The organism is Termitidicoccus mucosus, from assembly GCF_038725785.1.
Classification (GTDB): domain Bacteria; phylum Verrucomicrobiota; class Verrucomicrobiia; order Opitutales; family Opitutaceae; genus Termitidicoccus; species Termitidicoccus mucosus.
This window is the reverse complement of record NZ_CP109796.1, coordinates 543,806-557,238: the sequence shown is the minus strand read 5'-3', so window position 1 is coordinate 557,238 and position 13,433 is coordinate 543,806. Positions and strand designations below refer to the sequence as shown.

General features: G+C 62.3%; 5 protein-coding genes. All 5 read right to left on the bottom strand.

The genetic code is table 11. The annotated features are described in order from the left end of the window. Positions 1-19 precede the first annotated feature (19 nt). Positions 20-1,474 (bottom strand): hypothetical protein, encoded by a 1,455-nt coding sequence (locus tag OH491_RS01965; RefSeq protein WP_068769574.1) that lies wholly within the window; start codon positions 1,472-1,474, stop codon positions 20-22. Positions 1,475-1,519: 45 nt separating this feature from the next. Beyond that, positions 1,520-2,656 carry a DUF4185 domain-containing protein gene (locus OH491_RS01960; protein WP_334319181.1) on the bottom strand — a complete coding sequence of 379 codons (1,137 nt, stop codon included), beginning with the start codon at positions 2,654-2,656 and terminating at the stop codon, positions 1,520-1,522. Positions 2,657-2,666: 10 nt separating this feature from the next. Continuing rightward, positions 2,667-4,739, bottom strand: coding sequence for a heparinase II/III domain-containing protein (locus OH491_RS01955; protein WP_084441990.1), 2,073 nt, complete (start codon positions 4,737-4,739; stop codon positions 2,667-2,669). Positions 4,740-4,851: 112 nt separating this feature from the next. After that, positions 4,852-9,513 (bottom strand): putative Ig domain-containing protein, encoded by a 4,662-nt coding sequence (locus OH491_RS01950; RefSeq protein ID WP_068769578.1) that lies wholly within the window; start codon positions 9,511-9,513, stop codon positions 4,852-4,854. 211 nt (positions 9,514-9,724) lie between these two features. Further along, positions 9,725-13,264: a TonB-dependent receptor plug domain-containing protein gene (locus tag OH491_RS01945; protein WP_084441992.1), complete on the bottom strand. Its 3,540-nt coding sequence runs from the start codon at positions 13,262-13,264 to the stop codon at positions 9,725-9,727. Positions 13,265-13,433: the final 169 nt, after the last annotated feature.

The window sequence follows — 13,433 nt, the reverse complement described above, 5'->3', positions numbered from 1 at the left end:
CGAAGAATTGGCAAAACGATCAATTGTCATGGGAACGTCCCTCCACCTCCGCCGCCCGCCGATGGAGCCATTCTTCGAGGTTTGTATAGCCATTTCCGTCCGGGTCGCCATTCGGGTCGGGCGGCGGCGCAAGGACGCGCGTCGCTCGGATGTCCACGATGTCCCATGCGTCCATTGGCAAGTCCTCCAGGAAACTGCCCTGGCGATTCCTGATTTTTTCAACAAGCGCCGCGTCGAGCGCGTCGCGTTTCGCCGGGTGCTTGCCCGCCGCGGCCAGCAGGCGGGCTTCCACCTCCGTGGATGGCAACGGCGTCCAGCTTGTCCCGCCCGAGTTTGCATACGGATCGGCCTTGAGCTTCGTCACCGGGTTTTCGGGACTGTCGCGGAAAATACCGGTGTTCCACGGGTCGCCGTCTTCCGGCAGCCATTTTCCATCCACCGGATTAAACAAGCGGTTGTCACGCAGAAAAAGTTCCGGCGGCGGGGAAACGCCCTTGTGTACATAAATGGCGGTGTCGCGGTAATCTTCCTTCGTGTGGGTGCGCGCGGCTCGCGGTTTCCCCTCCTCGGACCTGGAGATGGTGAACGGCACCGGATGGCGGACCACGACGTTGCCAACGACCGAGACCGGGCGTGGATCCTGCGGGAGGTCGCCGATGTAAATCGCGCAGTTCGACCAGATGCCCGGGCGGTAAACGAGGTTGTTCACGATTTGCGCTCCCGCTCCTTTGTCGCGGGCCAGGGGATTGCGCGCCCAAGTGAAGGCCATGATATTGCCGACCAGGGTGACGTTGTTTGAGTTGCGCCCCACCAAGGGGCCGTAGGGATGCGAGCCCTTGCTGTGCCCGCCGTTAATGACAGGCTCGCTGAAAATACAGTTTGAAAATGTGACATCATGCACCCTGCCCCGGTCGCTCCAAGTGGACACGGTCTCGTCAACCGCCCAGCTGCAGGAAACATGATCTATTACTATATTGCGAGCAGCGTGGTCCTTTGGCGCGCCTATTTTTATACAATCCCGATTATCGACGGGCGGAAGTTTGTCGCCCGGACGAATTGCGATGTGCTGGATCAAAATATCATGGGAAGAGATGTCGATGCCCGCGCCCTTGAGCGTGATGCCCGGAAATGGCGCCGTCTGGCCGGCGATGGTGAGATGGCCGTGTTTCCCGTGCCCGTCGTCCCGGATGATGATATCCCTTTTCAGATCTATCACGCCGGACACGTCGAAGATGACCACGCGCGGCCCGGTGACTTTTTCCACCGCGTGGCGAAACGAGCCAGCGGGCGGTTTTTTGTCATCGTCGAGCAGATTGGTGACGCGGACGATTCGGCCCTTGCGTCCGGCGGGCGTATCGGTGCCAAAACCAACCGCGCTGGGAAAAACCGGAAGCGCCCCGCCTGTGTTCGACAAGGAAAAGACAGCCGCGAGGGCGACCAGAAAGAGCAAGAGGCGAGGACGGAGTGTTTTCATGGGTTGGATAAATTATAAAGAGCACGGGATACTGGCGGGCTGCCGTCATTTGGCATCCGGAAGAAATTCCACCGGCATCGTCTGCCGCAGACTTTCGCCCGCGAGCACGAAACGTCCGGGAATGCTGGCCCAGTGGTCGTTGCGCGTATGCACTATTACAAAGTCGCGGCCATCGGCGCTCAGCCATTTGTTTACAAAGCTGAAAATAATGGTGAGCCGGCCCCACCGTTCGGGATTATGCTCCGTTTGCACATGCGTCCACGGCCCCCATGGCTCCGGCGCATCGTAGAGACTCATCCACCCGGAGCGGTCGATGGTGATCGTGGTGAGGAGATACCGTTTCAGTCCGGGATTGTAGCTGACCGCGATGCGATGCGTGCCCTGGGCGGCATCCTGCCATATGGGCCGGCGGCATGCGGAATCGCGCGCCCACGTTGGCTGTCCCTGCGCATCCATGCCGGCAAAAAATTCATAAGCGTCCTTTTGCTCCACCGCATCCTGTGCGACGCGCAGCAAATTGATGCGCCCCGGGAGACGCACGCGCCAGTGGCCCGGGTCAATGCTGTCGGGAGCGTAGATATAGATGAACTGATCGCGCGCGCCCGCATAAGCCTGCCCAAACTGACAAAACGCCGGGGCAAAAATTCCGGCATCATTGGCCGGAAAATCGCCTTCGTTTTTGCTGAAACGCACGCCGGTTTTTCGCCAGCTGGCGCCGTGGTCGTCCGAGCGGTAAAGTTCGACAAACTTGAAATATCCCGGGCTCGATCCATCGCCGTCCCGGCACAGGTAAAGTTTCGGACCGACGGCGAGGATGCCTTCGCTTTTGCCCGTGAAGGGCGCGGGATGCGGCGCATCCACGCCGCCCGCGAGATTGAATCCGCGATAGTCGGTGCGCGTGCCGCGGATGATCGCAATGCCCAGTGAAACGCGTCCGGCCTCATTGTTGCCGCCGAATCCGCCGCCGTCGCCCCACGCCGTGTAGAGATTGCCGTCGTCCGCCCACGTAACCGGCCAGATGTCGCTGCCCGGTGCCTCAATCCGCGCGGCGCGATCATCGAATGCCAGCCCCGCGATCACCGGACTCGGCGGATAGGGCGGATGGAATGATTGCGGCATGTCCCCGGCCCGGAGCGCGGAAAGTGTGACGATAAAGAGAATCTGGTTCGACAAACTTCTCATGGCAAATCTCTCAGCGAAGGCGCTCAATGCGTGCCTGGCGCCCGGGATCGCGCGAAAAGAGGATTCTCCAGCCCGCGACTTCCACGCCGGCATTGTCGCCAGACTGCACGAGCGCGGCCTCCTTCGCGTCGATGACTGGCGCGCCGGCATCGTCAACGAAAAGCACGTGCAGGAAATCGTCACGCAAGCGCGCCTCGCGCGGGGAAACTTCCAGCCGCCACTGCGCCAATTCGCGCGAACGGCGTTTTTTCGCAGTCTCGTCCCAGGGATAATTTTTCCCGTCCACCCAGGCTTCCTTGCCGGGGCCGCCGATCAGCGCGAGCCCCGCTTTCTCCGGCAGCAAGGTCAGGCAGGAGAGCCGGCCGCCCTGGTTCTCGGCCACCGCAAGGTTTCCCCGGACCACCGGCTTATTGATGGTGTGGAGCAGAAAACGCTTCTGGAATTCCGCCTTCACGCTTTCCACCCGGTCATAGACGACCACGACGGGATGCCCGCGGGCGGCGGCGCGAAGATAGACGATTTCGCGCTGCGCCAGTCGCACGCGCTCCGCATCATAGGCCTTGGTGGCATCACCCACCGCGTAGGTATAATCATCCGTCGCGACGTAGTGGACGATACCGTCCAAATGCGCATGCCCCCCCGGTTGAATATCGGCAAGTTTTGTCGGCTCCTGGCGAAAGACCTGGCCGCCGTCATTCGAAGCCGGTTCATCGAGAACGAACATCTTTTGCGCCGGGTCAAATACAGTGATGGCATTGTGAGCAATCGTGCGGGTGAAATAATTCCGCCAATGCGTGCCGCCGTAGCCACCCGCGTTTTTGCCGCCCTCATCGTAGATGCCGGAGTCGACTGCAAGCGATCCCCGGTAGTGCAGGGTGAATGCGTTCGCGTCGCGATGCAGGTGATTGGTCGCGAAAAACGGTGTCGATGCGAAGTTCAGCAACGTGGTCTTCCCGTCCCAGCGATCGCGTGCGATCACGACGCCGGCATTGCGAAAGTGCCGGCTTAATTCAAGCGGAGCGGCGGGATCGTCAGGCGCCAGCGGACGCACGCTTTTGTCCTGATAAAGGATATCTGCGAAACGATTGGTCCGGTCTTTCAGCGCCCACGCCGCCCGCGGCTCTTTCAGCACGCCGGCTGCGAGTATGAGCAGATCGGATTGATAGGCGTTGAGATCATCGGTGACCGTGTAGGCATCGCCGGTATTCGCGTAGGTTCCATCCCCCTGCCGCCCGTAGATCCAGAACCAGGGAATCTTCGCCTGCCAGGGAAAGAAGACGCTTTCGTTTGTCGCCGTGGACCACACGTAGTGGATGCTCGCCGTCAGGTAGGCGGCGCTGTAAGACCACCCCATGTGATAACCGCCGTCCCGGGCGATCCAGCCTTGGGCGGGAAAATACCCCTCCAGCCAGTGCCGGCGCAGAAGCAGCAGCTTTTCGCGCAGTTCCGGGTGTTCCGTCACCAGCGCGAGCAAACCCGCCGTAAGCGCAAAATTCCCCCACCGCGAATGCCCGCCCACATAGTTGGTGCTCTGCGTGGCGAAATACCACGATCTGTCGATGTGCGCGAGGATTGCCTTTTCCAGCGCCTGTTTTTCATCGGCGGACAGCCACGGGAAAAGCCAGTCGTAAGCAATGGCCAGGCACTGCAAGCGTCCTCGAAATTCGGTGTCATTTCCGACCGGACCCGCATCCGCCATGATGGCGGCCCATTCTTTCGACCATTTGATATAACGCTCCTCCCCCGTCACGGCGGCGACAAACGCGATGTTGCGGACAATCTCCCAACTCTTCAAATGGGGATGCACCGCGAATTTACCCGGGCGCTGTGACAATCCAACCTCCTCCAGATGATGCAGCATCTGGCGCCACTCGGTTTGATATTCCCCGGCGATACGCGTCCGGATTGTCGGAATATCAGTGTCGCGAAAGAACAGGCGCGGGTGGCTTGGATGAACCGCAAAGTCGGCGGCATCGGAGTGAATTTTAACGGAGGGGATTTCTTTTTCCCCGATACGATATTCCGCGCACAACGGAACGGAAGACAGCAGTAACACCAGGAAGGGGACGGAGTGTGGTTTCATTTTGTCAGGTCGATTTTTGTGCGGGTGGCCATATTTTGACGCGTGCGCCTAGAACTCGTTCGGGATAAGATTCGGCAAGAAAGATACATCAATGTGCTCCGCGGCGCACGATTCAGTTACCAGTGGCGCGGCGAAGCGCGAGGAGCAGCGTCAAGCCAAGGAGATGCAGCCAGCCGGGCGCGCCTCCTCCTCCGCCAGTATTGGTTGCATGTCCGGGGAGAGTGTCGCCGCCGCTGGAATCTCCGACCGTGAGCACGGCGGGGAGGCTCTGGACAGCCCCCATCTGGTTCGAGACGACCACGGTGTAACTGGCCGCGTCGGTCGCCGTGGCGGGAGCGATTCCGAGGGTGGCGCTGGTTGCGTTGACGATGGGCAGGCCATTTTTGTGCCATTGATAGGAGAGAACGGGGGAGCCGGCGGCGACAACAGCGAGGGTTGTCGCCGCGCCGGAGGAAACAGTCCGGTCCGCAGGGTGCGTGATGATGGCCGGGCTGGCCTGAAGGGCGCGGACGGTGTGGTTGCCGGTGTCCAGCACATAGATGTTGCCGGCGGCGTCGGCAGTCATGCCGGCGGGCGCGTTCACGGCGGCTTGCGGGCCGATGCCGTCCTGCGAGCCGGGTTGTCCGGCGATTCCGATGATGGTCGTGACAGCGCGCGTGGCGGGCTCGATTTTGCGGAGGATATCGTTGCCGGTATCGGCGACGTAAAGGTTGCCGGCGGCGTCGGTGGCGAGGGCCTGCGGTGTGTTGAAGCGGGCGTTGGCGCGAGTCCCGTCAGCCATGCCGGTCTGGCCGGGAACGCCGGCGAGGGTCTCGACCACGCCGGTCGAGAGGATGAGCCTGCGGATGGTGCTGTTGCCGGTGTCGGCGATGTGGAGATGCGCGGCGGCGGTGTCGATGGCGAGCCCGGTGGGCATGTCGAAACGGGCGGAGACGAGGGGGCCATCGGACGAACCGGGGGCGCCGGGCGAGCCGGCGAGCGTGGTCACGGCGCCGGTGGCGATGACGATTTTGCGGATGGTGCTGTTGCCGGTGTCGGCAACGTAGAGGTTGCCGTCCGCGTCGAGGGCGAGGCCGGAAGGCGTGTCGAAGCGGGCGGCAAAGTGGGCGCCATCGGTGCTGCCGGCGTCATTGGGAAGGCCGGCGAGAATGCTGACTTCGGCGGTGGGGATGTCGATTTTGCGGATGACCTGGTTGCCGGTGTCGGCGACATACAGAGTGGCTCCATCGGCATCGATGACGATGGACGAAGGCGAATTGAACCGCGCGGCGGCGGCACCGTTGACCGCGCCGGGGACGCCGGGCTGGCCGGCGTAAGTGGTGACGGTGCCGTCGGGGGCGATGCGGCGGATGGTGTGACTGGCGGTGTCGGCGACATAAAGATTGCCGGCTTTGTCGGAGGCCGCCGCGCCTTCAGGGGCGTTGAATTGCGCGGCGAGTCCGTTGCCGTTGGCCGTGCCGGAGACGGTCGCGGTGCCGGCGAGGGTGACGAGGCCGACCTTGCCCTCGATGGCGATGAGGAGTTGCGCCGTGCCGGTGCCGGCGGAGTTGGAGGCGGCGAGCGTGACAGTGCTGACTCCGACAAACGCGGGATGGCCGCTGATGTGGCCGGTGGCGGAGTTGATGGCGAGGCCGGCGGGGAGGCCGGCGGCGGAGTAACTGGCGGGGTCGTTGGTCGCGGTGACTTGAAACGAGAAGGCTTCGTCGACGGCGGCGGCGACCGAGGCGGAGCAGTTGATCACGGGGGTGGCGGAGGGCGGCGGTGGCGGCGCGATGATGATCGTGAGGCTGGCGTTGCCGGTGCCGCCGGCATTGGTGGCGGTGAGGGCGACGGTGTAGTTGCCGGAGGCGGTGGGAACGCCGTTGATGATGCCGGCGGCGGGGTCGAACGAGAGGCCGGGGGGGAGCGCGGTGGCGCCGTAGCCGGAGGGGTTGTTGCTGGCGCTGATGGCGTAGCTGAAGGGCATGCCCTGCACTGCGGCGGCAGTGAGGTTGCCGCCGATCACGGGAGGAACGACAGGCGGGACATAAGGAGCAATGCTGATGGCGAGGGTGACGGGCGCGCTGACGCCGACGGCATTGGACGCCGTGAGCGTGACATCGCTCGCGCCGTCGGTGGCGGGCGTGCCGCTGATGAACCCGGTGGCGGGGTTGATGCCGAGTCCCGAGGGGAGGCCGGTGGCTGCGTAGCTGTCGGGAGTGTTGGTGGCGGTGACTTGGTAACTGAAGGCGGAGCCGACGGTGCCGGTGGCGGCCAAGGCGCTGGTGATGCCGGGGGGCGCGGTGGGAAGGGGCTGGGTCGTAACGCTCGCGGCGACGGAGCTGTCACTGGCGCCGCCGGGGCCGACAGCGCGGACGCGGTAGTAATAGGTGACTGCGGGGGCGAGGCCGGTGACGGCATGGCTGAGGCTGGCACCGACGAGGATGTCTTCGCCGCCGGAAATGAAGGTTGCGAAGGAGGAGTCGGTGGAAACGTCGAGGCGGTAGGCGGTCGCGCCGGCAACAAAACCCCAGTTGGCGGTGAAGCCGCTGGTGGTGATGGAAGTGGCCGCGGCGGCGGTCGGCGCGACCGGCGGATGGGCGGCGGCGATGGCATCGGAGGCGAACACGTTGTCGAATTGCGCCGCGGCGCGGTGGGTCGCGATTCCCGCATTGCCATTGGCGATGGGGCTGTAGTCAAAGCCTGTTATCCGGACCGGAGCCGACCATGCGGAGCTGCCGGCATCCCAAACGCTGGCGGTGGCGATTAACTGGGGACCGTCCAATGTCAGCGCGAGCCGGTGGGTGGCTCCGGCAGTGACGGTGTAGCTTGTGGAGGCCAGCACCGTGGTGATTCCCCCGGCCACGCGCCGCAGTTCGAGAAGGTTTCCATCGCGCAGGACGAGGCTGTAGTGATTGTCGCTATCGCGGCAGCGGCCAAGGATGCCGCAATCATACCCGGCGCCATCAAACGATGCCAGGGTCACGTCCGCCTGCACGGTTTGATAGGCCCAGTTTGTATTTTCAAGAATGGCGCGGGCGTCGCCGGTCGTGTCCGTTTGGGAATAAACTTTGTTGTATCCGGGAGCGCCGGACGTCCCCAGCGTCGCAACCGACCAGGCACCCGTACCGCTGGCGATCCAGTTGCCTGGGTCGCCGTTTTCGAAATCATTCACGCTCGGAACAGCGTCGCTTAGCGGGGCGCCGGGCACCGCCTCGACAAAAGCCGACCAGGCGTGCAGCCATTCCTCGAAATTGGTATAGCCGTCGCCGTCCGAGTCGCCCTGCGGGTCGGACGGGAAAATCAAATCATGCGAACCTTGGGTGGTTTGGTAGCCATCCGCGTCGAGTTCGCCCAAGTCGATGTCGCCCGACCAGTTTTCCGTGATGCTCTGGCTCGGCAAATCCGTCCAGTCCCGCAGGCGGCGCTCCCGGATTTGCTTGATCAGGCGTTTGTCATGAAGGTCGCGCACCAAGGGGCGGGCGCCCGATTTGGCGAGCAGTTCCGCCTCAAGCTGCGCGGGCGTCCACCCGGGGGGGGACAGGGTGACTCCGTCGATCGTGAACGGGTCGGTGGCGAGCGGCGTGACCGCGCGTTTTTGTGTAACCAAGGTCGCGTTAAACGGATCGGCGTAAGGCACCCAGTTTCCCTCATAGGTCGGATGCCAGAGGCGGTTGTTATTAAGAAACAACTGCGTGTTGACCGCGGCGGTGGACTCGACCTGGAGCGCCTGCGTGGCATTCGCGCCATATTTCTCATTGGCGGGGGACCAGGTTGGAAACTGGGTGGGATCCTCGTGCAGGATGACGACATTGCCGTCGGCCGAGGCCTTGAAATCGTAGGTGGCTGATTCCGCGCCGTAGGGGTAAAGGTTTCCCACGTTAATCCGGTGCCCGGACGACTCGCCGGGGGCGAAAATGAGATTGTTGATGATGCGCGTGTCCTTCCCGCCGGCGGCCATCAGGGGGTTGCGCCAACGATTATAGGCAAGGATGTTGCACACCAGCGAAACGTTTTTTGATTTTTCATAAACATAAAAGCCGGCGGAATGGCCGTCGATTCCGTTGATGGAGGCATTCTTGACCCTGACCACATTGCCATCCACCGTGTCGTAAACGTCCGGGTGGCCCTCGTAGGCACCCTCGCTCACCGGCCCTTCCTTGCCGCAAAAACGCAGCGCCTCATAATTAAGCGAGTTGCTGAACGTGACATCGTTGACTGTGTTTTTTCCGGTATCCGAGAGGGCTTTCCCGGAAAGCGTGATGTTTTCGTCGGTGCCCCAGCTCGTCGAGACATGATCGAACACGATGTTGTAGCATGCATTGGCATCGGGCACCCCTGCCACTGCGTTCAGCAGGATGCATTTCCGGCTCGAATAGCCCAACAGGCCCGACCACTCGCCGCTGGCCGCCTTGGGCCGCGCGCCCGGGCGAATGGCGATATGCTGCACCAGGATGTCATGCGTCTGTATATCAAGCCCGGAGTTTTTTATGGTGATTCCCGGATAGGGCGCGGTTTGCCCGGCAATAGTGAGATACGGTCGGGTGTTGCGGACGCGAATTACTTTTTTGAGTTCAATCACGCCGGAAACCGCGAACACGATGACTCTCGGGCCGGAAAGGGTTTCCACGCCATAGCGAAATTCGCCTTCCACCGTCGGATCGCTGTCGGCCAGCGAGGTCACTGTATAAATGATGGCCGGTGCCCCCGCCGAGCCGCGCCCGGCGACCGTCTCGGTGCCGAAGCCCTCCGCACCGGGGAACACGGGCAGCGCCCGCGCGCCGGGAGCGGCCATTCCCGACAAGCCAGCCAATAATGCCATTATCAAACAGATGTTTGTTGTTCTCATAATATTATATTATTCCACTGGAATTTCGGTTTTATACATGGCAGCGGACTCCGCCCGCATTGTTTCGGGTAAATGAATTAAAAAAAGGCCGTCTGCGGGGACTCGTGCCACCGCCGGGCGGCCTTGGGTGTTGTCATTGGCGCGGCCTTGGCCGCCCTCAGAAAGCAAACGAGGTGCGCATCGAAATATATTGCGGCTCGCGGATGCGCCAGGCGGCGACCGAACCGTCGGGCTGCGCTTCGACCGGAATCAACTCATCGCCCACGCCGATGTTCTTCACATTCAACTGCGCCTTGAAGATGAATTTTTTGAACTTGCGCGTATAGCCGATCCAGAGGTCGAAATCGGTCTGCCTCGGGCCGTAGTAAGGATTGCGCACGTCGGACACGCGGTCGAGCGAGGTGTCGCCGTTGACGTGGACGACGGGGAAGCCGATCGCGACCTTGTCCTGCCAGCGCACGCCGCCGCCGATGTTCCAGCCTTTCAGGAAGCCGCGGGTAAAGTCATAGTTGGTGATCGCGTTAAAGCGCCATTCGCGCAGTTCGTTGGCGGGCAGGCCCTCGGCCGCGGTCTTGGGCAGCATCTGGTTATAAACCTGCAGGGTCATGCGTTCCTTGAGGAATACGGTCTCGAATTCGGAAAAGCCGTTCGGGTTGGGGCTCAAGGCGCCGGCGGGGCCGTTGACGAGCGGCATGATGGAATTGAGCATGAGGGCCTGGAAATCGCGCGCGATGTTGGTGCGCACGGCCTCGGCGCGGTTCGCGTTGAGCGCGATGCGCCATTGCGGCGTGGGATTGAAAACAACCTCGTATTCCTCGCCCTTCGAGACGACATCCGCCGTGGCGACAACGCTGCCCGCGCGATCATCATAAATAACCTCGGCCGCCTCGCCCGAACCGGTTTCCCGGATGCGAAACGTGTTGCGCAGCGCCATGCCCACCGGGCCGTCATACCAGGCGTTGAACGCGGCGATGCCCGCAGGGTTGCCAGGGTAGGTGGCGGGGTCGTCGGGGTGGCCACTGTTGTTCCACCAGTTGTTGCCCCGGAGGATTTGCTCTCTCATCTCGGCAATTCCCTTGGCCAGATTGGTGATCGCCGTGCTCAGCGTGAACAGGGAGGAAGACAGGCCGGAGGTCGTCTCGTATTTCATGAACTTGAACACCAGCCTGCCGTTCAGCGTGGAGAGCAAAACGCCGTATTCCTTGCTCTCGCCGGTCTCGGCGGGCAGGAGATTGTCATAAATGTCATAGCGCTGGCCGGCGGGCCGGAAATTGTCCGCGTGGTTGTAAATCAGGCTGAGCGACGAGCCGAACGGCAGGTGACGGCGGATGAACTCGGGGGAGTGAAGCACGAAGCCGTAGTTGAAGCTGGTCTCGGTCTGCCGGCCCGTGGGCACGGCATCGAAGCCGTCGAGGATGGCGCGGCCTGTCTGCGCGTCGTATTGCACCGAGCCGGCATCGTAGGTCCGCACCTTGTCCTGGCGCCAGCCCAGTGTGCTGACGAGCGTGCCGTCCCACCAGTAGCTTTGCGCCACGCCGACGAGCGAGTCGACTTTCTCCCGCTTGCGGGTGGCCTTGCTGATCACCTCGTCCACGTCTTTTTCTCCCGCGGCCAGAATGCTGAAGGTTTGCTCCGACCAGGTGCCCGGCGTGGGGTTGGTGGCGGCGGTGGGCTGGGCGTAATAAAGGATTTTGGCGGAGCCGAGACTGCTCGCATCCTGCGTGACGGGAACCGCGAAGGCGCCGGCCGCCGGCACGGGAGAGGCGCTGACGTCGGGGCCGAGATAGCGCATGACCGGCAGGCCGCGCCGGCCCGAATTCAGGTCGTTCACCGTGGCCCCCCATTCCGTCGCCATGTAATCAAGCCCCGAGGCGAGGGCAAAGTTGTTCTTGCTCTCAAACGCGGAATTATCCAGCGCCGTCCATGTGCCGGTCAGCCGGTGACGGCCCAGCAGTTTGCCGAGCCAGCTGACGCGTTTGCTTATGTTTTGCAGGTCGAGATCATAATAAACCGTGCCGCGCACTCCCTCCTGTTCGTAGCGCTGGAGCGTCGCCTTGCTGTAGCCGGTCACAAACGGACGCCCGAAATTCGGGTTAACCTCGCCGTTGCCGAGGTGCGAATTCATGTCGATGCGCAGGGTGTAACCGCTGATCACGCTGTCGAGCTGCATCACGTTGCCGTTGTCGAGCAGCTCCCGGTGGAAGGAAAGTTCGGCACCGGCCTTGCCGTTGAAAAACCGCTGTTCGAGGGTGACGTCATACGCCTCGAAATCGGCCCACTCGTGCTTGTTCTGGCCGTGCAACATGTGCTCGTAGAAATTGAAAATGGACGGGTCGGAGATTTGCTGCGACTTCCAAAAACCCTTGGTGATTTCCGTGTAATGAAGGACATTGTTGTAGATGTAGTTCCAGTCGCGCACGCCCCTGGTCTGGGTCTGGGTGTAGGAGGTGGCGTTCGCGTTTGGTTTGTTCGCGTTGTAATTGCCATTGCGGAAACCGACCACGCCGGAACCGGGGAGCCCGAGGGAGGGCACCGGGCTGTTGGGGTCGTTGTAAACGATCACCATCTGGCGCGAGCCATTGCCCATGGCGCCGATCTGCCCGCCGAAGAGATTGCCGGAATTTGGCGAGCCTGCGCCGTCGTAGCCGACACCCCCGGTGTTCGCAGCGCTGCCATTGGCATTAAAGACCGTGGCGGGCCAGCCGGACGCGGGCGTGCCGAGCAGCACGCCGGTATTGGTGCTGGGATTCCAGGCTGGCCTGCCCATCGCCCACCACTGGGTGTAGGCATCGAAGGGCGGGCGAAGCTCGGGCATGTTGGAATCGACATCACCAAACTCGACGCCTGCTTTCAAGGTGGTGTTCCTGAACGGACGGTAGATGGCGGTAAGGAACAGCCGCTTGTTTTCGCGCCAGGCTTCCTCGACCTTGTAATTCGAGTCCTCAAAGACGGTGGAGGCCCGCAGCGCGAGCTTGTTGCGAATCAACACTTGGTTGTGGTCCAGTTCCGCGCGCAACGAGCCGTATTGATCGAAACGAAACCCCAACGACGTGCGGTTGCCGTTCAGTCGCGCGGAAATCAGCGAGGAGTTGATGATGCCGGAGGGGCTGCCCAGGCCGAAGAGCATCGCGTTCGGGCCGCGGCTGATTTCCATCCGCTCGATATTATAACTGTCAACCGGCAGCCGGCTGACGAAGAAGTCGCGGGAGAGATCCGCCGAGGTCAGCCCGCGGACACGCGTGCTCGGTGTCGCCGAGGCAAACGCCGCGTCGTAGTCCGTCTCCGCCCCGTTGGGATTGTCGATCGTGCCGGCGTCGGAAAAATTGCCGCCCAGTCCGTTGACCTCGGTGCCCAGCGTGTAGATGAGCAGTCCCTCAAGGCCGGTGGCGCCGACGTCGTTCATAAAATCCTTCGTGATCACCGAAATCGAGGAGGCGATATCGCGGAGATCCGTGCGCAGGCGCGTGCCCGATTGGGCCGAGCTGGCCATGTAGCCTTTGTCCTGCTCGGAAACCACTTCGAACGGCGACATGATGACCGGCTCTTCGCCGGCAATTTCATTTCCCGGAGGAGACACGGTTTGCCCGGAGCCCGGCGCGGCCGCAAGCAGCGCCAGGCAGGGAAGCACGAGCTGAGCCCACGCCCGCGCATGGTGGCAGCGGTCGCGGCTGGAGACAGGGAGAACAGTTGTTGTCATAGGATGGAACAAGCGATCGGGTTGGTGGATTGGTGGGAAACGTGTGACCGGGGCACTGGAATCACTGGCCGGTGCCGGGCCGTCAAAATGCGCATTCACGGGGCATAATTTTGCAGAAAGTGTGCCAAGGGGAGTGGGGACGGGGAAATTTAACGAAAAAAACAAATGC